Here is a 23373-nt window from a genome sequence, read left to right on the forward strand (position 1 = left end):
GGCGTTTCTCGAGGAGAAGGACATGAGCATCGACGACCGCCAACCTGCCGCGCAGCGGCAGGGTGTGGAAGATCTGCCGCTGACCATCGCCGGCCGGGCTTACCGCTCGCGGCTGCTGGTCGGCACCGGAAAGTATCGCGACTTCGACGAGACCGCGCGAGCGATCGCCGCAAGCGAAGCGGAGATCGTCACCTTCGCGGTGCGGCGCGCCAACATCGGCCAGGATCCCGACGCGCCCAACCTGCTCGACGTGATCAGCCCCGAGCGCTACACCCTGCTGCCCAATACCGCCGGCTGCTACAACGCCCGCGACGCGGTGCGCACCTGCCAGCTGGCGCGCGAACTGCTCGATGGGCACTCGCTGGTCAAGCTCGAGGTGCTCGGCGACGAGCGTACCCTCTATCCCAATGTGGTCGAGACCTTGAAGGCCGCGCGCGAGCTGATCGACGACGGTTTCGACGTGATGGTCTACACCAGCGACGACCCGATCGTCGCCGCCGAGCTCGAATCGATGGGCGCCTGCGCGGTGATGCCGCTCGGCTCGCTGATCGGCTCCGGCCATGGGCTGCTCAATCCTTACAATCTGTCGCTGATCGTCGAGGCCGCCCGGGTCCCGGTGCTGGTCGACGCCGGGATCGGCACGCCGTCGGATGCGGCGCTGGCGATGGAGCTGGGCTGCCAGGGCGTGCTGATGAACTCGGCGATCGCCCATGCGCGCCATCCGGTGATGATGGCCAATGCGATGCGCAAGGCGGTCGAGGCCGGGCGCGAGGCTTTCCTCGCTGGGCGGATGCCGCGCAAGACCTACGCCGCGGAACCCTCCTCGCCCGCCGAGGGGCGCATTCAGGGCTGAGCCCACGATGCCGAACCTGTGCTACCAAGAGTGACCCTTTCGAGACTTTCCGACCCCATGAGCAGCGAAACCGAATATCCAACCCCCGTTTCCGAGGCCCTCCCGCGGCGGGGCATCAAGAGCTACGTGCTGCGCGCTGGGAGAATGACCATCGCGCAGACCCGAGGCCTCGAGGAGGTCTATCCACGCCTGGGTCTCACCCTCGCCCAAGGGTGTCTCGATCTCGACCAGGTATTCGGCCGCCACGCGCCGCGGGTGGTCGAGATCGGCTTCGGCATGGGCGCCTCGCTGCTCGAACAGGCCCGCCGCCAGCCGGAAGTCGACTTCATCGGTATCGAGGTCCATCCACCCGGGGTGGGCAAGCTGCTCGATGAGCTCGATAAGGCAGGGATCGAAAACGTCCGAGTGTTTCGCGAAGACGCACTGAAGGTGCTCGACGAGTCGCTGCCCGCGGCGTCGATCGACCTGCTCCAGCTGTTCTTCCCCGACCCGTGGCCGAAGAAGAAGCATCACAAGCGGCGGATCGTCCAGCCCGAGTTCGTCGCTCGGGTGAAGCGCGTGCTCAAACCGGGCGGGCGCTTCCACATGGCCACCGACTGGGAGGCCTACGCCGAGCACATGGCGCAAGTGATGCGCGATGCGCCCGGCTTCGAGAACACCTCGGTCGATGGCCCCTACGTGCCGCGCCCCGAGAGCCGTCCGCTGACCAAGTTCGAAGCGCGCGGCGAGCGCCTGGGGCACGGGGTCTGGGATTTGATCCATCGGCGCAAGGCAGACGCCTGAACGATGCGGCTAGCGGTAGTCGATGGCCGCAGCCGCCGTGCCCTTTCCATCCATAATATCGCCCGTCGCCCCATTGGGCCGGGAGCGCGGTGAATGCATGCCCGACGCCAAGACTCGTCATGAAGAAAACTATCGCCCGCCGCTGCTCAACGGGTTGATCATCGTCACCCTGGTGACCATCGTGGTCGCCCTCGGCTACCTGGGCAATTACTACCTGGGTGGCCCCGGTGCGCGGCAAACCACCTGGTACCCGCTGTCGCTCAACTGCTCACCGTTCGAGCGCCACTGCGAGGCCCGGGTGGGGTTGAACGACTGGATCGGGATGCGTGTGGTCGGCTGGCGCGAGGGGGAGATCGAGCTGCTGGTCGACAGCCGAGGGATCGACGCCGAGCGTTTCGACCTGATGCTCGAGAGTCGCAGCCACGGCACGCGGGTCGAGGGCGCTGCGGTGGAGCGTATCGATCAACAGCGCTTTCGCCTCTCCTTTCCGTCGCAGATGTGCCTCCACGACCGCGTGCGCTTGCGCATCGAGCTGGTGGTGACGACGCCGCAGCGAAGAGTCGGCAGCTGGAATGATTTCGACACGCCCTGTCCTGTTCCAGCAAGCGCAATGCACTGACTGCGTGGAGCGGGTATCGGGTGGTGATCGCCGTCGATCGAGGGCGGAAAGTTCATGGGCGTGAATGGATGTCCACAATTGACATCCCCGTGTCATATCTGCTTGTTGATAACTTAGCTGTCTAATTATGTCTTCCGGTGATTGCCGCAAAAATCTTGTATTTTATTTTTAAATCAATAAGTTATTCGATCTTCGAATGGCTTTTGCGAAGGTCGAATAGAGAAGTGCTTGCTTTCTCCGATGAGTCATGGAAGGGCCGGGAAAGGCTTGAAGCACAGACTGTCCACCAAGTTATCCACAGGCTGGCTCGCTGGGGGAGCGGTCGTTGGTGCTCGTGGGAAGGCGCGACGGCGAGGAAGAAAAACACCGCGGGACCCGGTGACCAGGCACCGCCCGCGGTGATTCGAAGATACTGACGTTTACGGCGTGTCAGGGTTGACCTTGAGCAGTTGGACCCTGAAGGAAAGCGTCTCGTTGGGTCCGATAGGACCGACGCCCGCGGGGCCATAGGCCAGGTTGGCCGGTACGTAGACCATCCACTCGTCGCCTTCATGCATCAGCTGCAGCGCTTCCTGCCAGCCCTGGATCACTTCGTTGACCTTGAAGGTCACAGGCTCTCCGCGCTCGAAGGAGCTGTCGAACACGGTGCCGTCGAGCAGCGTACCTTCGTAGTTGACCTGCACGGTGTCCTCGGCGTTGGGCTGCGGGCCATCACCTGATTCGATCACCTTGTACTGGAGGCCTGAAGCGGTGGTCTGCACCCCCTCTTGCTCGGCGTTATCGGCAAGGAAGGCTTCGCCGGCCCGCTGATTCTCCTCAGCGGCCTGCTGCTGTTGCTGCTGCTGCTGGGTGACCTGCTGCTGCTGGAACTGGGTCAGTGCCGCCTCGGCATCCTGTTCGGAAAGCTTCGGATCACGCCCGGCGTAGACATCGTCGATCGCTTGCTTGAAGGCATCGAGTTCGAGGTTGGGCACGGTTTCCTGCAGGTTGTGCGCCATGGTCATGCCGATGCTGTATCCAAGCTTCTGGGCATCGCTGTCGAGCGCGACGTCGTCCTGCTGCTGGCTCTGCTGGGCGGCTTGGTCCGATGAATCGGAGCAGCCCGCGAGGGCGAGAAGGGCGCCGAAGGTCGCAGCGCTCACCAGTTTGTTCATGAAGACTCCTTGGGTGACTGCCAGGGCGATGGTTCGCTCTGGATGACGGATTCTTGCGAGGGCCAGCAATGTAACAGAAGGTGGTCGCCTCATTCGAGGGGCACAAGCGCACCAGCGCGTCGCGTCCGCGCCACTAGGACCGCATGGGAGGAGGAAAGATTCCCATGCCAGCGCTCGAAGTCGGTGTCGCAGGCCGGCTGGTCGCGCTGCGCGAGTTCGGCAAGCCGCCGCAGCGTTTCGTGCTCGGCTTCGAGCTCTGCGCGCTTGATCGTCTCGCGCAGCGCGGCAAGGCGGGGCAGCGTCGCGCACACTGGCTTCAACTCGCGGCGCAGCCGGCGCAGTGCCCAGGTATAGTGGCGCTGCCAGGCGCGTACCTGTTCGAGCTCTTCCAGCATGCCAGGCGCACGTCCGCTGCGTTCGAGCCAGCACAGCCAGAGCAGCTCGCAGACGTCGAGCCCCGCTTCGTCCTGCAGGCGCAGGCACGCCTCGTCGACGCCTGGCTGAGCGTACAGCGCGCCAGCGAAACGCCACAGCGAACGGGCCCGTTCGCTCTCCTGGTGCCCGCTCACTTAAGACTCGCTCGCGCGGACTCAAAACATCCGCTGTGCGGGTGTAGAATTCTCAACCCCATTTTTCCGCTCCGCTTGAATTCGCGTGCGCCGCGATGATCCAGGTGGCTGATAACGAGATGCCAAGAGGGCAGAAATGATCGCATTCCGCCAGCTCGAGCTGCAACGCGGCGGTGAGCCGCTGATCGAGCACGCCGACCTGATCCTGCACGATGGCCAGAAGGTGGGCATCGTCGGTGCCAACGGCGCTGGCAAATCCAGCCTGTTCAAGCTGATCCTCGGCGAACTCAGCGCCGATCGCGGTGAGGTCGAGCTGACCAGCGGCAGCCGGATCGCCCACATGGCGCAGGAGATCGACGCGCTCGATCGCTCGCTGGTCGATTACGTGCTCGACGGCGACGCGGCGCTGCGCGAGGTCGAACGCCTGCTCGAGGCCGCCCGCGCGAGCGGTGACGACCTGCGCCAGGCCGAGCTGCTCGGCCAGTTCGAAGTGCACGACGGCTACAGCGCCCGCGCCCGTGCAGAGCAGCTGCTGGTCGGGCTCGGCTTCTCCCAGCAAGTGCTCGGCCATTCGCTCAGCGCCTTCTCCGGTGGCTGGAGGATGCGCGCCAATCTCGCACGCACCTTGTTCACCCCCTCCGACCTGCTGCTGCTCGACGAGCCGACCAACCACTTGGATCTCGACGCGCTGCTGTGGCTCGAGCAGTGGCTCATCCGCTATCCCGGTACCCTACTGCTGATCTCTCACGACCGGGACTTCCTCGACGCGGTATGCGACCGGATCATCCACTTCGACGAGCGCCGGCTCGAGCTCTATCGCGGCAACTATTCCGCCTTCGAGCGATTGCGTGCCGAGCGCCTCGCCAGCCGCGAAGCCGAACGTGCCCAGCAGCAGGCGCGACGCGCCGAGCTCGAGGACTTCGTGCGCCGCTTCCGTGCCAAGGCATCCAAGGCGCGCCAGGCCCAGAGCCGGTTGAAGATGCTCGAACGGATGGAGGAGATTGCGCCGCTGCGGGCGGCGTCGCCATTCAGCTTTCGTCTGCTCGGCAGCGACAAGGTCTCGTTTCCGCTGCTCGCGCTCGACCGGGCCAGGGTCGGCTACTCGGACCAAGGCCTGCTCGAGAACGTGCGGCTGACGCTCGCCCCTGGCGACCGGATTGGTCTGCTCGGTCCCAACGGCGCGGGCAAATCGACGCTGATCAAAGCGCTGACCGGCCAGCTCGCCCTGCTGGACGGCGAGCGGGTCGAGGGTGAGCATCTCGCGCTCGGCTACTTCGCTCAGCACCAGGTCGATGCGCTCGACATGAGCTCGACCCCGCACCAGCACGTGTTGCGCCTGTCGCCCTCGGCCTCCGACCAGGAGATCCGGGATTTCCTTGGCGGTTTCGACTTCCGCGGCGATGCCGCCTTCGGCCGCGTCGGTGAGTTCTCCGGCGGCGAGAAAGCGCGCTTGGCGCTGGCGCTGATCGCTTGGCGGCGGCCTAACCTGCTGCTGCTCGACGAGCCGACCAACCACCTCGATCTCGAGATGCGCGCGGCACTCACCGAAGCGCTGGCCGGGTTCGAGGGTGCGGTAGTGATCGTCTCTCACGACCGCCACCTGCTGCGCGCTAGTGTCGATCAGTTCTGGTGCGTTGCCGATGGCCGGGTCGCGCCCTTCGACGGCGATCTCGACGACTACCATGCCTGGCTGCGCCAGCGGCTCGGCGAGGGCAGTGCGAAGACGCCGCGCGATGAAGACGAAGCCGCACCGCGCGTCGATAAACGCGAACTGCGTCGTGCCGCCGCCGATCGTCGCGAGCGCCTCAAGCCGCTGACCCGCGCGCGCGACACCGCCGAGCGGCGGATGACCGAGCTGCAAAACGAGATCGACGCGCTCGAGGCCCGGCTCGGCGATGAAACCCTCTATCTACCCGAGCGCAAGCAGGAGCTGGTGGAGCTGACCCGCAAGCGCGGCGAGCTGGCGGTCGCGCTCGAAGCCGCGGAGCAGGGCTGGCTCGAGGCCGAGGAAGCCCTCGAGCGCGCCAGCGAGGAGTGATGCCAGCGGTGGAACGAGGGTTTGGGGAAAGAAAATAGGAATTTTCTGAATTTTTTTTTGCCAAGCGACCTGCCAACATCCACGCCTGTTTCTTTATGTTCGTCCCTGAAACGATCGTTTTCGTCCGCGTCGCCGAGTGTTAACGCGTCGCGTTCGCCGGCGAACGTTGCTGCGACGAAAACACGGCTGCGGAAAAGGGCCGTTCGCGGGCCATGTTCCAGCGCCCGGCGGACGGCTCGCGCAACATGCCTTCACCATGGATCGAGTCATGAAACATTGGTCGCTACGTCGGATCATCGTCGTCAACGCGCTGCTGGTTTTCATCACCCTGGTGGTGATGAGCGCGCTCAGCTATCGCAGCCTGATACTGATCGAGGGTGCCGAACGGCAGCAGTACGACAGCGCCTCCTTCAGTGCCAATGCGCTGAACTCGATCTGGAGCGACGAACTGTTCGTGCTGATCGACGGACTCAATTCAGGCAGCCCGCGCGCGGAGATCGAGCAGCGCGCCAGGGAGGCGCGCGGCCGGCTCCTCATCGGCTTCGAGCGGCTGCGCGAACTCTCGGTGCCCCAGGCCCAGGGCCTGCTCGACCAGTTCAACGCCAATCTGCGTGACTTCGACCAGCTCGCTCAGGCGATGCTGGTCGGCCGCTCCCGGCTGGCGGCCGGAGAGAACGGGGCCGATAGCATCTCTCCGCGGCTGCTGAGCAACTGGCAGCACGGACGCGAGATGATCAACCAGATCGTCACGCTCAACCAGCAGGGTTCCAACCAGTCGAGCAACATCGCGCTCGACCACATCCAGCTGGCCAAGGCCAAGACGTTGATCACCCTGGTGCTCGCTTCATTGATCTCGCTGTGCTTCGGGGTGGTGCTGTACCGCCGGATCATGAGTCCGATCAACCGGCTCAGCGAGGGGCTCAACCAGGTCGCCGGTGGCGATCTCAGCCAGCGCATCGCGCTCAAAAGCCATGACGAGTTCCGCCGGGTGGAGGAGGTCACCAACTATCTGCTCAACGAGCTCGATACCCTGATCAAGAACGCCCAGCGCTCCTCCATCCAGGTGACCACCTCGGTCACCGAGATCGCCGCCACCGCGCGCCAGCAGCAGTCCTCCGCCTCCGAGACCGCGGCCACTACCGCCGAGATCGGCTCCGCTTCGCGCGGGATCGCCGAGACCGCCCGCGGGCTGGTCGCCACCATGGCCGAGGTCTCGGCCGCGGCGGAAACCACCTCCTCCCTCGCCGGCAAGGGGCGCGAAGACCTGGTCCACATGGAGGACACCGTCACCGCGGTGATGAGCGCCTCGGAGATGATCAGCGGCAAGCTGACGATCCTTGGCGAGAAGGCCGATAACATCAATCATGTGGTCACCACCATCATCAAGGTCGCGGACCAGACCAACCTGCTCTCGCTCAATGCGGCGATCGAGGCGGAGAAGGCCGGCGAGTACGGGCGGGGTTTCTCGGTGGTCGCGAGCGAAGTGCGCCGGCTGGCCGACCAGACCGCCGCCTCGACCTACGACATCGAACAGATGGTCAAGGAGATCCAGGCGGCGATCTCTGCGAGCGTGATGGGGATGGACCAGTTCACCGATCGGGTCGCCGATGGCATCGCCAACGTCCATCGCCTCGGCGAGCGGCTCTCCGACATTATCGAGCATGTCCAGGCGCTGCTGCCCAAGGTGCGCGACGTGGATGAGGCGATACGCACCCAGTCCGCGGCCACCTCGCAGATCCAGAATTCGCTCGACCAGCTCGGCGAGACCGCCCGTCAGACCGTCGAGTCGCTGCGCCAGACCAGCGCGGCGATCGATGAACTCAATTTGGTCGCGCAGGGGCTGCGCGATGGAGTCACCAGTTTCCGCTCCTGAGGTGGGCGCAATGAGTGATGCCGGATCCGAGCAGCTGTTTCTCAGTTTCAGTCTCGACCGCGAGCGGTGCCTGCTGGAGGCCTGCGCGGTGGTCGAGGTGCTCGCTCAGGATACGCCGCTCGACCGTCTGCCCGGTGCGCCGCGGTGGCTGCTCGGCACGTTCAGCCACCGCGGCCGCCTGGTGCCGGTGGTCGATGTCGCGAGCCACCTGCTGGGGCGTGAAACCCTGAAGCGTCGCGATACCCGGCTGGTGGTGGTCGAACCGATGGATGTAGCGGTCGGGCTGATGCTCGAGGGCGTCAGCGGCTTGATCCGGCTCGATACCTCGTGCTGTCACGAGCTTGCGTCGGTGGCGATCACAGGCGCCCTTTCCGGGCGGGTGATCGACGCCGAGCCCGGGCTCTTGCGCTGGCTCGAGCCGCATCACCTGCTGCCCGCCGCGATAGCCGCCGGTATCGGGGAGGGCGCGACCCGATGAGTGAGGTGGATGCGAGATTCGATGCCTTCTTTCGCCACCGCATCGGCATGGACATCGGCTCTGTCGGGCCCAAGGTGGTGGCGATGGCGATCGAGCGGCGCCAGCGCTGGCAGCGGTTGCCGTCGATCGATGCCTACTGGGCCCTGCTCGAGCAAGATGATGCAGAGTGCCAGGCGCTGATCGAATCGGTGGTGGTCTCCGAGTCCTGGTTCTACCGCTACGCGGAGAGCTTCGCGGCGCTGCGCCGCGTTGCGCTCGAGCGCCGTGGGGGTGCGCCTCTGCGCCTTTTGAGCCTGCCCTGCGCAAGCGGGGAAGAGCCCTACTCGATCGTGATGACCCTGTTCGACGCAGGGCTCGGGCCCGCCGAGTTCTCGGTCGATGCCGTCGATGTCAGCGACCGGGCGCTGAGCAGGGCGAGAGAGGCCCGCTATGGCCCGCATGCCTTCCGCGACAGCGCGGTGAAGGCCCACCAGCATCATTTCCTCTTCACCGAGGAGGGCGCCCAGGTCACCGAGCGAGTGCGCCGGCAAGTGCGCCTGTTCCAGGGCAACCTGCTCGAACCCGCCCAGTCGCAGGTACTCGGCGTCTACGATGTGGTGTTCTGCCGCAATCTGCTGATCTATCTCGACGCCCAGGCGCGCAACCGCGCGCTGGCGATGCTCTCTGAGCTGAGCGCCCCCGGCGGGCTGGTGTTCGTGGCTCCCTCGGAAGCTTGCCTGCTGCTGCGCAGCGGCTTTCGAGCCGCGCCGCTGCCCCAATCCTCGGCGTTTTTCGCAAGCTCCACGCAGCCCGCCGGGCCGCCTCCCTCCTCGCCGGGCGTCCGGCGTGAAAGACCGCAGTCCAAGGTGCGCCGGGCGAGCGAGCGTCGCGCCAGCGCGCCGCTGACCAAGCGTTGCTTGCAGCCCAAGGCGCCCAGCCTCGAGCATGAGCTGGCCAGGGTGGAGCGCCTGGCCAATGCGCGCTGCTTCGACGAGGCGCTGACGCTGTGCCGCCAGTTGCAGACCAGGCTCGGGCCCGATGCATCGATTTACTATTGGCAAGGGCTGATCCACGACGCGCGCGGCGACGCATCCCGAGCGGTGGACGACTACCGCAAGGCGCTCTACCTGTGCCCGGATCACGTAGAGGCGCTGATGCAGCTCGCGGCGCTGAGCGAGGCTCGAGGCGATGATGCCCAGGCGTCGCGGCTGCGTTACCGGTTGCAGCTGAAATCCTCAACGCAGGGATAGTCATGCCTTTCCAGCGCTATGCCACTTCCTCATCCATGGTCAGCGCCCCGGCGTCGACCGGTGCCGGCCAGGGCGGATGGCTGCTGTTCGACGTCGAAGGTGCTTGGTTCGCCTTGGACATCGGCTGTCTGCTCGAGATCGCGGCGAGTGTGCGGATACACACATTGCCGGGCCGGCGCCCCCCTTGCCTGCTCGGGGTAGGCAACCTGCGCGGCAAGCTGGTGCCCTGTTTCTCATTGGCGCTCTTCTTCAACGTCCATCCTGGCCGCTCGGCGTCATCCGAGGGCGGCTCGCGCCAGCGGGCGCTGATCGTCGCGGCCGACGGCGGGCCGCTGGTGATGGTGGTCGACGAAGTGGCGGGGATCTTCGATCTCACCGAGGGGGTCGACGGTATGCTCGGCGCGGTCGGCGGCGGTATGACCCGCTACGTGCGCAGTGTCCGGCGCTGGCGCGATCTCGACGTCTTTTTGCTCGACCACCAGCGCCTGCTGGCCGAGCTGCTGGAGCGGCTGCGATGAATGGAGAGCAGTCGCACGACGAGACGCTGATGGAGTTGTTCCAACTCGAGGCGCAGGTGCAGCTGCAGGCGATCAGCGACGGGCTGATCGCCTATGAGCACCGAGCCGATGACAGCCAGCTCGCCGAGTGCATGCGCTGCGCCCATGCATTGAAAGGGGCCGCGCGCATCGTCGGGTACACGCCCTGCGTCGAGCTCGCGCATGCGATCGAGGAGGTGCTGGTCGCCGCGCAAGGGCAGGCGGTACCGCTCGGTGCCGGGCGTATCGACCTGCTGCTCAGGGCGTTGGACCTGATGAAGCGCCTCGCCGTGCCGGGCGCGGAGGTCGATGGCAAGGAACTCGCGCGGGTGTGCGCCCAGCTCGGCAACGACGCCCTGGCGGAGCGCGTGTCGGCTGCTCCGGCCGCCGAGCCCGCTCCGCTGGCCGAGGCGGCGCCCGCCTCGGCTGAGAGCATCGCCGAGCTGGAGCGCTACATCCGTATCGCCGTCGATCGTCTCGACGATATGCAGGAGCAGGCCAGTCAGGCGCTGGTCGAGACCCAGCGCCTGGCGTCATTGGTCCAACGGGCGCGGCGAGTCGAGCTTCGCCGCGATCAGCTGGTGCCGCAGGTCGAGGCGCTCGGCGAGCGTCTTGGCCGCAACGATCGCAAGGCGTTGATGCGTTTGTTCGAGCAGCTGATGTCCCAGAACCAGCAGCGCGAAGCGATGCTTGGCGAGCTCGACGAGCTGGTGTGGGGCACGCAGCAGCAGGTGCACTCGCTCTATGAAGCCACCCTGGTGGCGCGGATGCGCCCGGTGGCGGACCTGACCCGGCCGATGGCGAGGATGGTGCGTGATCTGGCGCGCCAGCTCGGCAAACGGGTCGAACTGCGGGTGGAGGGTGAGAGCACCCTGGTCGATCGCAACGTGCTGGAGCGGCTCGAAGCGCCGATGGTGCAGCTGTTGCGTAATGCGCTCGACCACGGCATCGAGGCGCCGTCACGGCGGCTCGAATGCGGCAAGCCGGAGGTCGGCAGGCTGCAGGTCAGGGTCAGGCACCACGCCGGCCAGCTGCTGGTCGAGGTCGAGGACGATGGCGCCGGTCTCGACCTCGAGCGGCTGCGCGAGCGGGTCGAGGCACTTGGGCTGGCCGACGGCGGTGCCCTCGCCGGGTTCGATGAGGCAGCGCTGATCGAGTACCTGTTCACGCCAGGATTCAGCCTGCGCGATGCGGTCAGTGACGTGTCCGGACGCGGTGTCGGGCTCGATGTGGTGCGCCAGGGGGTGGAGCGCATTCGCGGCAGGCTGGAACTGCGCCAGCGCTGCGGCCAGGGCTGCCGGTTCATCCTTCGTCTGCCGCTCAGCCTGTCGCTGACCAAGAGCCTTTTGCTGGAGATCCTCGGCGAGAGCTACGCCTTGCCGTTGATGCAGATCGACTGCGTCAGGACGCTGGATCTGCGGGCGATGATCCTGCTCGAAGGCCGGGCGCATTTCTGGCTCGACGACGAGCTGGTTCCGCTGGCCTCGATCCATCGCGTGCTACAGCTCCGGGAGCCTGCGCTGAGCGAGGAGTGCATCGTGATCGTGATGCGCAACGGCAAGGGCGTATTCGGCGTGCTGGTCGAGCGCATCCTGGGTGAGCGTACCCTGGTCGCGATGCCGCTCGATCCACGGCTTGGCAAGGTGCACTGCGTGGTCGCAGGCGCTCAGCGTGACGATGGCGGCCTGGTGCTGATCCTCGATGCCGATGAAATGCAGGCCGAGCTGGTGCGCCAGCTCGCCCAGTCGGACGGTGCCAGCGCGTTCGCGCCGGATGTCGAGGCCGGCGACGAGCGGCATGCGAGCAAGCGGGTGCTGGTGGTCGATGATTCGCTGACCGTGCGCGAGCTGCTGCGCAAACTGCTGATCAGCCGGGGGTATGGCGTGTCGGTGGCCGAGGATGGGCTGGTCGGCTGGCAAGTGTTGGAAAAGGGCCGCTTCGACCTGCTGATCACCGATCTCGATATGCCGAGGATGGATGGCATCGAGCTGATGGGGCGGGTGCGTGCCTGCGAGCGTCTGGCGAGCCTGCCAATCATGGTGGTCTCGTACAAGAACGAGGAGGCCGACCGGCTGCGCGGGCTCGAGGCGGGAGCGGACTACTATCTGGCCAAGCCCGCGTTCCATGACGATACGCTGCTCGAGGCGGTGGCCATGCTGTTGGGAGGGCGGTGACGTGCATATCGGTCTGGTCAGTGGCTGTGACGACTTTCGCTCCTTCATCGATCAGGCGCTCGCACCGGCGGAGCAGGTGGTGATCGATTGGCGAGAGCGTCGTGTCTCCTGTGCCCTCGTTCGTTGCCAGCGCCAGCCTCCTGAACTGCTGGTCGCCGAGGTGCGTGGACTCAGCGAAAGCGAGCTCGACCAGCTGATCGAGCGCAGCGGCTGCCGGGTCGTGGCGGTCAGCTTCGGCGTCTTCGCCGAGGCGAAGCTGTGCAAGGCGATCGCTAAGGGCGCGGTGAGCGCGCTGCATGTACCGGTGCAGCCGGACATGCGTCGGTGCGCCGGAGACCTGCTGCGTCGCCTTCGCCACATCCACGCCTGCCACAAGCCAAGCCACGTTTCCCGCAGGCCAAGCGAAGCGGCTGCAGCGCCGCCGCTGGTGCTGCTCGGCGGCTCCGCCGGCGGGCCGGTGGCGATGGCGCGACTGCTGGCGGAGCTGCCGGCGGATTTTCCCGCCGCGGTGGTACTGGCGCTGCACTACCAGGCCTCGCAATCGCGGCATTTGGCCCAGTGGCTGGCCAAGGAATCGGCGATGCCGCTGCGGCTCGCCTGCGAGGGCGAGTCACTGCGCCCCGGCGTGGTCCTGCTCGCCGAATCGCACCGGCACCTGTCGGTGGACGAGGAGCTGCGGCTGCGCTATCGCACGGTCGCCGAACAGGATCTGTACCGGCCATCGATAGATGTTTTGTTCCAAAGCGTCGCGCGGCACTGGCGAGGCAATGCCGCCGGCGTGTTGCTGACCGGGATGGGCTACGATGGCGCCCGCGGCATGCTGGCGCTGCGCCAGCGTGGCTTCACGACCATTGCCCAGGATCAGGTCACCAGCGTGGTCTATGGCATGCCCAAGGCGGCGGTCGAGCTGGATGCGGCGGTCGAGGTTCGCCCGCTCGGCTCCATCGCCGCGCGGCTGCGCGAGCTGGTGGCTCTGAAACATCGAAGCAACGATGACGGGAGCGCTGCAGGCCCGGGTGGAGGAGGGGGAACGCATGAACTCAACTAAACGGACAGCGATGGTGGTCGATGATCACCCTGTGGTGCTGCTGGCGATGCGTGGCGTGCTGCAGGACATCGGCTTCGACCGGGTGATCGAGGCCCATGATGGCCGCCAGGCGCTGCAGCTCTGCCAGGAGAACAGGATCTCCTTCGTCATCCTCGACCTCGACATGGAGCAGTTCAGCGGGCTGGAGTTCCTCCGCCGGCTCGAACGCTCGCGCATCGAGGAGCTGAAAGTGCTGGTGATTTCATGCCTCGAGGAGAATATCTACGCTCCTTGGGTGGAGCAGCTCGGCGCGCGTGGATTCCTCAGCAAGAACAGCACGCTGGATGTGATCCGGGAGGCCGTGCTGGAGATCGTCTCCGGCGTCCAGGTCTTTCCCAAGCTCGACCAGGGCGGTATTGGGCTCGAGAACCTGTCGCAGCTCTCCGCCCGTGAGCAGGTGGTGCTGTCGATGCTGCGCAAGGGGATGCGTAACAAGGAGATCGCCGGGCAGCTGTTTCTCAGTGAGAAGACCGTGAGCACCTACAAGATGAACATCTTCCAGAAGCTTGGCGTCTCCAGCGTGATGGAAATCGAGGACATGATTCGCCGGGGTTGAGCTGCGCTCGCGCGGTGTTTAGATATCAAGGAGTTCGCATGCATGTACCCACTGCGAAAGCGCGAGGCCGCATCTGCGTGCTCGAACCTCGCTCGCTCCCTCGCCGGCTGTTGGCAGAGCTGCTGTCGGGTTGGGGCTACGAGGTGGATGAGCGTGAAGGGATTACCCGGCTTGCCCGTGAATCCTCGCTGTCCTGGCAGGCGCTGATCGTCGGTGCCGCCTTCGATCAGCGCGAGGTCGCGATGCTCGCCTGGATACTGCGCGGCCGCGAGCGTCATCGAAGCGAGCGGTGCATGCTGATCGCCTTGTTCGAACCCGGCCGGCACGCCGATGGACCCATCGGCCACGGGATCGATCACTGGCTACCGGAGCCTGTGCCCGCCGGGCAGCTGCGCGCGCTGCTCGCCGGAGGACGTGCGCAGGCGCCGAGCCGATCGCAGGGATCGATCGACGCCGCTGCCTTGGCGCGTTTCGGGCTGAGCAACGCCGCGCGGCGCGCTGAACTTTTTTCATCGCTTCGCGACAACCTCCGACGCGATCTCGCAAGCCTCGAGACGGCGTTGGCGCATGGTGATTCGCTGCTTGCGCGCCGGGCCTTGCATCGGCTGCGTGGCGGTGGTCCCCAGTTCCTCGGCCTGGGAGCGCTGATCGAGCGCTGCGGCGAGCTCGAGGGCGCCTTGTCGGCGGGCGATGACGCCCGATCGCTGCGTGGCTTGCAGCGGCTCGCCGAGGAGGTCGAGTCGGTATGCTCGTTGCTCGATGGCCTGGATGCGGAGCACGGCCATTGAGCGAGCGGGATGGCGATGAGTGCCCTTACCGCGTGCTGCTGGTCGACGACCAGCCGATCGTCGGCGAGGCGCTCGGACACTGGCTGGATGAAGACGGCGGCTTCGAGCTGCGCCACTGCCTTGACGGCGGGCAGGCTCTCGAGGCAGCGCGGGCCTGGGCGCCCGACGTGATTTTGCAGGATCTCCAGCTGCCGGGTATCGATGGCATCGAGCTGGTGGCCGCCTACGCAAGCGACGAGCGCTTGGTGCACACACCGATCGTGATGCTATCGGCCGAAGACGGCGCCGCTGTCCGGCGGGCAGCCTTCAGGGCCGGTGCCGATGACTACCTGATCAAGTTGCCCGATCCCTTCGAGCTGGTCTCCAGGCTGCGCTATCACGCCAAGGCGCAGCGAACCCGCTTGCAGCGGGATGCATTGCTCGCGGAGATATCACCGCCCCGGGTCTTCGAAGCGAGCGGAGCACTGGCGCGGATCAAGGCCGATCCGCACTGGCGAGAGCGGCCGATCGGGCTGCTGGCGGTGAGGTTGGAAGCGCGGGCGGATGCGCGATGGCAGCCCCTCCGGCCGCTGTCCCGCAGGATCTTCCGGCTGCTGGCCGAGAACACCGCAGCGAGCTGCCACGATCTGGTGATCGGCCCAGGCAGGATGAGCATGTTCGTACTGGTGCCCGGCGCAACGCCTGGCATCCTGGCGCTGCTCATCGAGCGCTGCAAGCGCGACCTCCTTCTCTGCGCAGTGCTGGCGCGGCTTGGCATACGACTTGAGATCGCCTCGAGCAGCCGGCGTCGTTCGACGGATGCCTGCATCGATGAGATGGTTCGAGACATTCACGACGGATCGTTAGCAGCTTTCACCGTCCCATGACCCGGCCATCCCGAGCGGCGGCGATGAGGCCGTGGTTCGACACGGGCCTCCATGATGTCTCGCAAGATTGGCCCAAGTCGGCGGAGGCCCGGCTCACCACGAACGGACGGATACACCGTTCGTCCCGAGCGGCGCCATACGCGCCAAGCGTGAGCACCGGCTCGGCAATGGAGGGCGCCAGTCGAGGGATCGAGCGGCGGCGATGAGGCCGTGGTTCGACACGGGCCTCCATGATGTCTTGCAAGATTGTCCAAGTCGGCGAAGGCCCGGCTCACCACGAACGGACGGATACCCCCGTTCGTCCCGAGCGGCGCCCATATGCGCCAAGGTCGAGCGCCCGCTCGGCAATGAGGGGCGCCAGTCGAGGGATCGGGCGGAGGCGATGAGGCCGTGGTTCGACACGGGCCTCCATGATGTCTTGCAAGATTGTCCAAGTCGGCGAAGGCCCGGCTCACCACGAACGGACGGATACCCCCGTTCGTCCCGAGCGGCGCCCATATGCGCCAAGGTCGAGCGCCCGCTCGGCAATGAGGGGCGCCAGTCGAGGGATCGAGCGGCGGCGATGAGGCCGTGGTTCGACACGGGCCTCCATGATGTCTTGCAAGATTGTCCAAGTCGGTGAAGGCCCGGCTCACCACGAACGGACGGATACCCCCGTTCGTCCCGAGCGGCGCCCATATGCGCCAAGGTCGAGCGCCCGCTCGGCAATGAGGGGCGCCAGTCGAGGGATCGAGCGGCGGCGATGAGGCTGTGGTTCGACACGGGCCTCCATGATGTCTTGCAAGATTGGCCCGAGTCGGCGAAGGCCCGGCTCACCACGAACGGACGGATACCCCCGTTCGTCCCGAGCGGCGCCCATATGCGCCAAGCTCGAGCACCCGCTCGGGGTGAGGGCGCCAGTCGAGGGATCGAGCGGCGGCGGTGAGGCCGTGGTTCGACACGGGCCTCCATGATGTCTCGCAAGATTGGCCCGAGTCGGCGAAGGCCCGGCTCACCACGAACGGTTTGCGCCGACTCCCAACCCGTTCGTCCCGAGCACCACGAACGGTTTGCGCCAACTCCCAACCCGTTCGTCCCGAGCGGCGCGATACGCGCCAAGGTCGAGCGCCCGCTCGGCAACGGGGGCGCCAGTCGAGGGATCGGGCGGAGGCGATGAGGCCGTGGTTCGACACGGGCCTCCATGATGTCTTGCAAGATTGTCCAAGTCAGCGAAGGCCCGGCTCACCACGAACGGCCGGGATGTAGGGCCTTCGCGCCAACTCCCACCCCGTTCGTCCCGAGGGCACCCATACGCGCCAAGCTCGAGCGCCCGCTCGGCAACGGGGGCGCCAGTCGAGGGATCGGGCGGAGGCGATGAGGCCGTGGTTCGACACGGGCCTCCATGATGTCTCGCAAGATTGTCCAAGTCAGCGAGGCCCGGCTCACCACGAACGGACGGATACCCCCGTTCGTCCCGAGCGGCGCCCATATGCGCCAAGGTCGAGCGCCCGCTCGGCAATGAGGGGCGCCAGTCGAGGGATCGGGCGGAGGCGATGAGGCCGTGGTTCGACACGGGCCTCCATGATGTCTTGCAAGATTGTCCAAGTCGGCGAAGGCCCGGCTCACCACGAACGGACGGATACCCCCGTTCGTCCCGAGCGGCGCCCATATGCGCCAAGATCGAGCACCGGCTCGGCAATGAGGGGCGCCAGTCGAGGGATCGAGCGGCGGCGATGAGGCTGTGGTTCGACACGGGCCTCCATGATGTCTTGCAAGATGGCTCCAGTCGGCGAAGGCCCGGCTCACCACGAACGGAGATGGGGATGCTGGGCCTTTGCGCCAACGCCCAACCCGTTCGTCCCGAGCGGCGGCGATGAGGCTGTGGTTCGACTGCCCTCGTTCCTCGGGCGCTCACCACGAGCGGGGGTGGGATCGGGCGGCGGCGGTGAGGCAGCCTTCAGCTTTCGAGCATGAAGGTGACCGGGCCATCGTTGACCAGCGCTACCTGCATGTCGGCGCCGAAGCGTCCGGTTGCGACCTGGGGCAGCGCGGTTCTCGCTGCTTCCACCAGCTGGCCGAAGATGCGTTCGCCATGCTCGGGGCTGGCGCCGCGGGAGAAGCCTGGGCGTAGCCCTTTGGCGGTGTCGGCGACCAGGGTGAACTGCGAGACCAGCAGCAGCCCGCCACCGCTGACGGCGAGGCCTAGGTTCATCTTGCCTCCGGCGTCGGAGAAGATCCGGTAGTTGAGTAGCTTGTGCAGCATCTTCTCGATCTGCTTGGTGGCGTCTTCGCGCTCGACGCCGATCAGTGCCAGCAGGCCCGGGCCGATTTCTCCGACGACTTCACCCTCCACGCTGACGGCTGCGCGGGTCACGCGCTGGATCAGGGCCTTCATCGTTGCTCCTTACCAGGTACGGCAGATCATCAAATCGCAGCGGGCATCCTTGATCAGCCGCTCGAGCAGGCTGTGGGCATGGCGCTGGCCGACGTTGAGCCGGGTGTGGTTGCCCATCGCCAGCAGGTCGGGCGGTTGCTCTTCGATGCGCTTGAGCAGTACTTCGGCGGGGTCGCCGCGCTCCACTACCAGTTCGACGTCGAGATCGAAGCCGAGCTCGCCGAGCAGGCGCCGCGACTCCTCTTCGAGCAGGCGGTGCAGCCGGGTGCGCTCCTGGTCGCGCCAGCGTTGGTAGCTCGGGGTCTGCGCCAGTTCGTGGGTCACCGGGGCGTCCCAGGCGTGCAGCAGGGTCAGCCGGGCGCTGGGGAAGTAGGGCAGGATCTGCTTCAGGGTGTGGCGCGAGGCGAGCGAGAAGTCGACCGGGACCAGCAGGTCCTGCCACGGACGCCGGGCGCTGTGGCTGACCGAGATCACCGGGCAGGGCAGGCTTCGCATCAGTCGTGCCAGCGGGCTCGATTCGATGGTGTCGAAAGGCGCGCAGCGCCGGTGGGTGCCGAGCAGGGCGAGCGAGACGTCATGGTCGAAGGCGAGCCGGGCGATCTCGGTGTGCGGGTCGCCGGGAAGCAGCATGATCCGGGTCGCTGGACGGGGCGTCTTGAATACCGAGCAGGCCTGGGCGAGCTGGGTCTCGATCAGCGCCTCGACGGCGGCCTTCATCGATACCACCGCCGCTTCGGGCAGGTGCGGGTCATAGACGTGGGCAATCAGCAGTTCGCCGCAGCCGAGTTCGGCCGCGGCGATCGCGCGGGCGAAGGCGTCCTGGCACTCCGCGGAGAGATCGGTGGCCAGCAGGATCGTCATCGGCATGGAAGCGCTCCTTGGCGGGTCGAGGGGGCGCCGCCGCCCGTCGCCCGAGATGGGATGGAGGGACGGCTCGTCTGCGCAGCATAGCCCATCGCTTGCTTCGGACTCACCACCAACGATGGAAGTGGTGCACCGGGCCGCGTCCGTGACCGACCTCCAGGCGCCCGGCATCTCGCAGTGCGGCGCTCATGTAGCGCTTGGCCTCGCGCGCGGCGATGGAGACCGAATCGCGCTGGGGCAGCAGCGCGGCGAGCGCCGAGGCCAGCGTGCAGCCGGTGCCGTGGAGGTTTTGGGTATCGATGCGGTCAGCCTCGAGGCGCTCGGTGCCCTCGGCGCTGAGCAGCAGGTCCGGGCTGTACGGGCCGATGAGGTGACCGCCCTTGAGCAGCACCGCCCCCGGACCGAGCGCGCCGAGCCGTGGCAGCATCGCCTCCATCTCTTCGATGCTGGTCGGCGGTGTGGTGCCGAGCAGCGCCGCCGCTTCCGGCAGGTTGGGGGTGATCACATCGGCGATCGGCACCAGTACGTCGCGTACCGCTTCGAGCCCCGCGCTATCGACCAGGCGGTCGCCGCTCTTCGCCACCATCACTGGGTCGAGCACCACGAAGCGCGGCGCGTAGCGCTCGATCGCCCGGCGCACCGCTCGGGCGGTGGGTAGATCCTGGATCATCCCGATCTTCACCGCGTCGATGGAAATGTCATCGAACACCGCCTCGAGCTGGGCTTCGATCAGCTCGATCGGCATCGCCAGGATCTGGCGTACTCCGCAGGTGTTCTGCGCCAGCACCGCGGTGACCACGCTGGTGGCGTAGGCGCCCAGCGCCGAGAAGGTCTTGACGTCGGCCATCTGGCCGGCGCCGCCGCTGGGGTCGGTGCCGGCGATGGTAAGTAGGTGAGGGGGACGCATGGCAGCTCCGTAACGAGAAACATAAACGATTGTAATCAACTGGGAGGGCTGCGCCGATCGACTTCGATCAGGCTTTTGCATTGGTCAACCCGGCGCAGTAGGCGTATAAATCATGCGGTCATTAATGCTGGTGCAAGGTCTTCAACTGGTGAGCGCCGGGTGGCGGGGCGAAGCGGCTGACCCAGTCTCGCGCCTTTCGGGTTTCGACCAAGGTAGGGGCTTCGCCTGGTGGGCAGATCGCCGCCGAGCGTCGACACTAGAAGTCTCGAATCGTCGAAGGCCTTTGCCGAGGTAGGAAAATTAGGAAAATTTAGTGCGGCGAGGAGCGGTTGGGGTAGAATCCTCGCTGCGACAATTGGCCGCAGTCACTAGGGTTGGCTCCCTGGTTCGCTACCTCCGCACGGGGTTTTGCGATGGCGTTTCCCCCGTCTTCCTGCGCTCGCAATGCTGGAAATCGCGGGGCTTCGGTGCGAGTCGCGCACCCGCCAAGACTGCGGTGCACGGTGGAAACCGGCAGTGCCCGATTCGAGAGGCCGAGGATAACGGCCCAGTACCATGACTAGTACCTTGACTTGATGAGTGGATCACGATGATAGCGCAATACTGGGCGGTCACTATTTTCGTACTCGCAACCCTCGCGCTGCTGGTCTTCATGATCGGCGCAGCAAGCGTCCTCGGTGGACGCGCCTGGGGGCACGAGAAGAACACCCCGTTCGAATCCGGGATCCTCGGTGCCGGTTCCGCCCATATACGTTTCTCGGCGAAGTTCTATCTCGTCGCCATGCTGTTCGTCATCTTCGACATCGAAGCCCTCTACCTCTTCGCCTGGGCCGTCTCGGTCCGCGAGGTCGGCTGGGAAGGGCTGATCGGCGCCGCCGTGTTCATCTTCATTCTTCTCGCTGGCTTGGTCTATGACGCGCGCATGGGTGCGCTCGACTGGGCGCCCAAGCATCGTCGGGCCAGCGAACGCCACGAATCCTTCTGAATCCTTGATCGGCCGCGGGCGCTTCCCGCGGACGATCCGCTCCGGCATGGCGCCGGAGCCCAAGCCTTCAAGTGGCGCTCCCGGCCTGACGGCGGGAGTGGCCAAAGAGATTTTTGAAACTTCGAGGCGATCTCCATGCAATACAAGCTGACCCGCATCGACCCGAACACTCCCCACGACCAGCGCTATCCGGTCGGCAAGCAGGGCGTGGTCGAAGACCCCATGGAGCAGCAAGCGCATCGCAACATCTTCATGGGCAAGCTCGAGGACGTGCTCAATTCGACCGTCAACTGGGGGCGGAAGAATTCGCTCTGGCCCTACAATTTCGGGCTCTCCTGTTGCTATGTCGAAATGACCACCGCGTTCACCGCTCCCCACGACGTCGCGCGCTTCGGCGCCGAGGTCATGCGTGCCTCGCCGCGCCAGGCCGACTTCATGGTCATCGCCGGCACCTGCTTCATCAAGATGGCACCGGTGATCCAGCAGCTCTATGACCAGATGCTCGAGCCCAAGTGGGTGATCTCGATGGGCTCCTGCGCCAACTCCGGCGGCATGTACGACATCTATTCGGTGGTCCAGGGCGTCGACAAGTTCCTTCCCGTCGACGTCTACATTCCTGGCTGTCCGCCGCGTCCCGAGGCCTTCCTGCAAGGGCTGCAGTTGCTCCAGGAGTCGATCAAGGAAGAGCGTCGGCCGCTCTCCTGGGTAGTCGGCGACCAGGGCGTCTACCGTGCCGAGATGCCGTCGCAGAAGGAAAAGCTGCGCGACGAGCGGATCAAGGTGACCCAACTGCGTACGCCCGACGAAGTCTAAGCCACCGGAAGGCCGATCCAAGATGAGCGAGAGTCACGTTTTCTCCACCAGCCGCGGGCCAGCGTTGCCCGAAGGACTGGATAGCGCGCCGGTGGTCCAGGCGCTGATGCAACGCTTCGGCGCCGACCGTTTTCACTTCCAGAACACCCTCACCGGGATGCCGGTACTGTGGATCGCCCGCGAGGACCTGCTGGAAGTGATGCGCTTCCTGCGCCAGGGCGAGCACGCCTTCGAGATGCTGTTCGATCTCCACGCCGTGGACGAGCGCCTGCGCGGCAATCGCCAGGGCCTGCCCGAGGCCGATTTCACCGTTTTTTACTTCCTCACCGACCTCTCCCGCGGGCGCGATTTGATGCTCAAGGTGGCGCTTGCCGAGAGCGATCTGCGGCTGCCCTCCCTGACCCCGGTGTGGCCGAGCGCCAACTGGTACGAGCGCGAAGTGTTCGACATGTTCGGCATCGAGTTCCAGGGCCATCCGCGGCTGGTGCGGATCCTGATGCCGCCGACCTGGAAGGGACACCCGCTGCGCAAGGACTATCCGGCGCGGGCCACCGAGTTCGATCCCTACAGCATGACCATGGAAGGCCAGGACAAGGAGCAGGAGGCGCTGCGCTTCGTTCCCGAAGAGTGGGGAATGAAGCGCGGCACCGACGACCAGGACTACATGTTCCTCAACTTCGGCCCCAACCACCCCGCGGCCCACGGCGCGTTTCGCATCGTGCTGCAGCTCGATGGCGAGGAGCTGATCGACTGCGTGCCGGACATCGGCTACCACCACCGCGGCGCCGAGAAGATGGCCGAGCGCCAGTCCTGGCACAGCTACATCCCCTACACCGACCGGATCGACTATACCGGCGGGGTGATGAACAACCTGCCCTACGTGCTGGCGGTGGAGAAACTCGCCGGCATCCAAGTGCCGGACCGCGCCGCGACCATCCGGGTGATGATGGCGGAGATGTTCCGGATCAATTCGCACCTTTTGTTCCTCGGTACCTACTACCAGGACGTGGGCGCGATGTCGCCGGTGTTCTTCACCTTCACCGACCGCCAGAAAGCCTATGAAGTGATCGAGGCGATCACCGGCTTTCGCATGCACCCGGCCTGGTATCGGATCGGCGGCGTCGCCCATGACCTGCCCAAAGGCTGGGACCGGCTGGTGAAGAACTTCCTCGACTGGATGCCGAAGCGGCTCAACGAGTACCAGCGGGTGATGCAGGACAACGCGGTGTTCCGCGACCGCACCCGCGACATCGCCGCCTACGACACCAAAGAGGCGCTCGAGTGGGGTGTCACTGGGCCCAACCTGCGTGCCACCGGGTTCGATTTCGATGCGCGCAAGCAGCGCCCGTACTCAGGCTATGAGAATTTCGACTTCGAAGTGCCGCTCGGCACCCACGGCGACATCTTCGACCGCGGGCTGATGCGCATCGAGGAGATGCGCCAGAGCCTGCGGATCATCGAACAGTGCCTGAAGCACATGCCGGCCGGCGATTTCAAGGCGGACCATCCGCTGACCACGCCGCCGCCGCGCGAAAAGATGAAAGAGCACATCGAGACGCTGATCACCCACTTCCTGCAGGTCTCGTGGGGCCCGGTGCTGAAGCCCAACGAGTCGTTCCAGATGATCGAGGCGACCAAGGGGCTGAACAGCTACTACCTGACCTCCGATGGCAGCACGGTGAGCTATCGCACCCGCATCCGCACGCCCAGCTACCCGCACTTGCAGCACATCCCGGTGCTGATGCGCGGCGGGTTCGTTCCCGATTTGATCGCCCACATCGCGAGTATCGACTTCGTGATGGCCGACGTGGACCGCTAAGCCTATGG

Annotated in this window: 21 protein-coding genes; 16 read left to right on the forward strand and 5 right to left on the reverse strand. The window is 65.9% G+C overall.

Annotated features, from left to right (window positions below; translation table 11 throughout):
• Nucleotides 1–22: 22 nt before the first annotated feature.
• The 3 genes from A5892_RS03885 to A5892_RS03895 all read left to right on the forward strand — a co-directional run bounded on the left by A5892_RS03885 (nucleotide 23) and on the right by A5892_RS03895 (nucleotide 2255).
• Complete coding sequence (locus A5892_RS03885; RefSeq protein WP_064121683.1) at nucleotides 23–853, forward strand: thiazole synthase; 831 nt, start codon at nucleotides 23–25, stop codon at nucleotides 851–853.
• A gap of 57 nt (nucleotides 854–910) precedes the next feature.
• Nucleotides 911–1636: a tRNA (guanosine(46)-N7)-methyltransferase TrmB gene (gene trmB / locus A5892_RS03890; protein WP_064121684.1), complete on the forward strand. Its 726-nt coding sequence runs from the start codon at nucleotides 911–913 to the stop codon at nucleotides 1634–1636.
• Between the two features lie 97 nt (nucleotides 1637–1733).
• Nucleotides 1734–2255 (forward strand): hypothetical protein, encoded by a 522-nt coding sequence (locus A5892_RS03895; RefSeq protein ID WP_064121685.1) that lies wholly within the window; start codon nucleotides 1734–1736, stop codon nucleotides 2253–2255.
• A 419-nt stretch (nucleotides 2256–2674) separates the two neighbouring features.
• Here A5892_RS03895 and A5892_RS03900 read toward each other — a convergent pair whose 3' ends face one another.
• Both A5892_RS03900 and A5892_RS03905 read right to left on the reverse strand, forming a co-directional pair.
• Entirely contained in the window at nucleotides 2675–3409 is a 735-nt protein-coding gene (locus A5892_RS03900; RefSeq protein ID WP_064121686.1) for an FKBP-type peptidyl-prolyl cis-trans isomerase, read from the reverse strand.
• An 89-nt stretch (nucleotides 3410–3498) separates the two neighbouring features.
• Nucleotides 3499–3978, reverse strand: a complete 480-nt coding sequence (locus tag A5892_RS03905; protein WP_082890257.1) for a TIGR02444 family protein — start codon at nucleotides 3976–3978, stop codon at nucleotides 3499–3501.
• A gap of 136 nt (nucleotides 3979–4114) precedes the next feature.
• Between A5892_RS03905 and A5892_RS03910 the strand changes: the two genes are divergently transcribed.
• From A5892_RS03910 to A5892_RS03955, 10 genes are all read left to right on the forward strand, one after another.
• Nucleotides 4115–6016, forward strand: coding sequence for an ABC-F family ATP-binding cassette domain-containing protein (locus A5892_RS03910; RefSeq protein WP_064121687.1), 1902 nt, complete (start codon nucleotides 4115–4117; stop codon nucleotides 6014–6016).
• 268 nt (nucleotides 6017–6284) lie between these two features.
• Entirely contained in the window at nucleotides 6285–7889 is a 1605-nt protein-coding gene (locus tag A5892_RS03915) for a methyl-accepting chemotaxis protein (protein ID WP_064121688.1), read from the forward strand.
• Nucleotides 7890–7899: 10 nt separating this feature from the next.
• Nucleotides 7900–8367, forward strand: coding sequence for a chemotaxis protein CheW (locus A5892_RS03920; RefSeq protein ID WP_064121689.1), 468 nt, complete (start codon nucleotides 7900–7902; stop codon nucleotides 8365–8367).
• Nucleotides 8364–9596: a CheR family methyltransferase gene (locus A5892_RS03925; RefSeq protein WP_064121690.1), complete on the forward strand. Its 1233-nt coding sequence runs from the start codon at nucleotides 8364–8366 to the stop codon at nucleotides 9594–9596. The genes A5892_RS03920 and A5892_RS03925 overlap by 4 nt, the downstream gene beginning before the upstream one ends.
• 2 nt (nucleotides 9597–9598) lie before the next feature.
• The gene (locus tag A5892_RS03930; protein WP_064121691.1) at nucleotides 9599–10114 is read left to right on the forward strand and encodes a chemotaxis protein CheW; all 516 of its coding nucleotides are present in this window, start codon (nucleotides 9599–9601) and stop codon (nucleotides 10112–10114) included.
• Nucleotides 10111–12306 (forward strand): hybrid sensor histidine kinase/response regulator, encoded by a 2196-nt coding sequence (locus tag A5892_RS03935; protein ID WP_064121692.1) that lies wholly within the window; start codon nucleotides 10111–10113, stop codon nucleotides 12304–12306. The genes A5892_RS03930 and A5892_RS03935 overlap by 4 nt, the downstream gene beginning before the upstream one ends.
• Before the next feature lies 1 nt (nucleotide 12307).
• Complete coding sequence (locus A5892_RS03940; protein ID WP_064121693.1) at nucleotides 12308–13354, forward strand: chemotaxis protein CheB; 1047 nt, start codon at nucleotides 12308–12310, stop codon at nucleotides 13352–13354.
• On the forward strand, nucleotides 13341–13949 hold the full coding sequence (locus A5892_RS03945) for a response regulator transcription factor (RefSeq protein ID WP_064121694.1): 609 nt from the start codon (nucleotides 13341–13343) through the stop codon (nucleotides 13947–13949). Before A5892_RS03940 ends, A5892_RS03945 begins: the two co-directional genes overlap by 14 nt.
• A gap of 38 nt (nucleotides 13950–13987) precedes the next feature.
• Nucleotides 13988–14737: an Hpt domain-containing protein gene (locus A5892_RS03950; protein ID WP_064121695.1), complete on the forward strand. Its 750-nt coding sequence runs from the start codon at nucleotides 13988–13990 to the stop codon at nucleotides 14735–14737.
• Complete coding sequence (locus A5892_RS03955) at nucleotides 14734–15603, forward strand: response regulator (protein ID WP_064121696.1); 870 nt, start codon at nucleotides 14734–14736, stop codon at nucleotides 15601–15603. The genes A5892_RS03950 and A5892_RS03955 overlap by 4 nt, the downstream gene beginning before the upstream one ends.
• A 1936-nt stretch (nucleotides 15604–17539) precedes the next feature.
• Here the strand turns inward: A5892_RS03955 and dtd are convergent.
• From dtd to thiD, 3 genes are all read right to left on the reverse strand, one after another.
• A complete protein-coding gene (dtd, locus tag A5892_RS03965; protein ID WP_064121698.1) occupies nucleotides 17540–17977 on the reverse strand; it encodes a D-aminoacyl-tRNA deacylase in 438 nt (145 codons plus the stop codon).
• A gap of 9 nt (nucleotides 17978–17986) precedes the next feature.
• Nucleotides 17987–18844: a universal stress protein gene (locus A5892_RS03970; RefSeq protein WP_064121699.1), complete on the reverse strand. Its 858-nt coding sequence runs from the start codon at nucleotides 18842–18844 to the stop codon at nucleotides 17987–17989.
• A gap of 103 nt (nucleotides 18845–18947) precedes the next feature.
• Complete coding sequence (gene thiD / locus A5892_RS03975; RefSeq protein WP_064121700.1) at nucleotides 18948–19748, reverse strand: bifunctional hydroxymethylpyrimidine kinase/phosphomethylpyrimidine kinase; 801 nt, start codon at nucleotides 19746–19748, stop codon at nucleotides 18948–18950.
• Between the two features lie 589 nt (nucleotides 19749–20337).
• On the opposite strand from thiD, the gene ndhC reads away from it, so the two are divergent.
• From ndhC to nuoC, 3 genes are all read left to right on the forward strand, one after another.
• On the forward strand, nucleotides 20338–20733 hold the full coding sequence (gene ndhC / locus A5892_RS03980) for an NADH-quinone oxidoreductase subunit A (protein WP_064121701.1): 396 nt from the start codon (nucleotides 20338–20340) through the stop codon (nucleotides 20731–20733).
• A gap of 135 nt (nucleotides 20734–20868) precedes the next feature.
• Nucleotides 20869–21546 (forward strand): NuoB/complex I 20 kDa subunit family protein, encoded by a 678-nt coding sequence (locus tag A5892_RS03985; RefSeq protein WP_027351394.1) that lies wholly within the window; start codon nucleotides 20869–20871, stop codon nucleotides 21544–21546.
• A gap of 22 nt (nucleotides 21547–21568) precedes the next feature.
• Complete coding sequence (gene nuoC / locus A5892_RS03990; protein ID WP_082890263.1) at nucleotides 21569–23365, forward strand: NADH-quinone oxidoreductase subunit C/D; 1797 nt, start codon at nucleotides 21569–21571, stop codon at nucleotides 23363–23365.
• Nucleotides 23366–23373: the final 8 nt, after the last annotated feature.

The sequence above is a fragment of the Halotalea alkalilenta genome, from assembly GCF_001648175.1.
Taxonomy (GTDB): Bacteria; Pseudomonadota; Gammaproteobacteria; order Pseudomonadales; family Halomonadaceae; genus Halotalea; species Halotalea alkalilenta_A.

Excerpts from the sequence above, each read along its gene's own strand:
- A5892_RS03885 (WP_064121683.1), top strand. The coding sequence starts at position 23 with ATGAGCATCGACGACCGCCAACCTGCCGCGCAGCGGCAGGGTGTGGAA.
- trmB (WP_064121684.1), top strand. The coding sequence starts at position 911 with ATGAGCAGCGAAACCGAATATCCAACCCCCGTTTCCGAGGCCCTCCCG.
- A5892_RS03895 (WP_064121685.1), top strand. The coding sequence starts at position 1,734 with ATGCCCGACGCCAAGACTCGTCATGAAGAAAACTATCGCCCGCCGCTG.
- A5892_RS03900 (WP_064121686.1), bottom strand. The coding sequence starts at position 3,409 with ATGAACAAACTGGTGAGCGCTGCGACCTTCGGCGCCCTTCTCGCCCTC.
- A5892_RS03910 (WP_064121687.1), top strand. The coding sequence starts at position 4,115 with ATGATCGCATTCCGCCAGCTCGAGCTGCAACGCGGCGGTGAGCCGCTG.
- A5892_RS03915 (WP_064121688.1), top strand. The coding sequence starts at position 6,285 with ATGAAACATTGGTCGCTACGTCGGATCATCGTCGTCAACGCGCTGCTG.
- A5892_RS03920 (WP_064121689.1), top strand. The coding sequence starts at position 7,900 with ATGAGTGATGCCGGATCCGAGCAGCTGTTTCTCAGTTTCAGTCTCGAC.
- A5892_RS03925 (WP_064121690.1), top strand. The coding sequence starts at position 8,364 with ATGAGTGAGGTGGATGCGAGATTCGATGCCTTCTTTCGCCACCGCATC.
- A5892_RS03930 (WP_064121691.1), top strand. The coding sequence starts at position 9,599 with ATGCCTTTCCAGCGCTATGCCACTTCCTCATCCATGGTCAGCGCCCCG.
- A5892_RS03935 (WP_064121692.1), top strand. The coding sequence starts at position 10,111 with ATGAATGGAGAGCAGTCGCACGACGAGACGCTGATGGAGTTGTTCCAA.
- A5892_RS03945 (WP_064121694.1), top strand. The coding sequence starts at position 13,341 with ATGAACTCAACTAAACGGACAGCGATGGTGGTCGATGATCACCCTGTG.
- A5892_RS03950 (WP_064121695.1), top strand. The coding sequence starts at position 13,988 with ATGCATGTACCCACTGCGAAAGCGCGAGGCCGCATCTGCGTGCTCGAA.
- dtd (WP_064121698.1), bottom strand. The coding sequence starts at position 17,977 with ATGAAGGCCCTGATCCAGCGCGTGACCCGCGCAGCCGTCAGCGTGGAG.
- A5892_RS03970 (WP_064121699.1), bottom strand. The coding sequence starts at position 18,844 with ATGCCGATGACGATCCTGCTGGCCACCGATCTCTCCGCGGAGTGCCAG.
- thiD (WP_064121700.1), bottom strand. The coding sequence starts at position 19,748 with ATGCGTCCCCCTCACCTACTTACCATCGCCGGCACCGACCCCAGCGGC.
- ndhC (WP_064121701.1), top strand. The coding sequence starts at position 20,338 with ATGATAGCGCAATACTGGGCGGTCACTATTTTCGTACTCGCAACCCTC.
- A5892_RS03985 (WP_027351394.1), top strand. The coding sequence starts at position 20,869 with ATGCAATACAAGCTGACCCGCATCGACCCGAACACTCCCCACGACCAG.
- nuoC (WP_082890263.1), top strand. The coding sequence starts at position 21,569 with ATGAGCGAGAGTCACGTTTTCTCCACCAGCCGCGGGCCAGCGTTGCCC.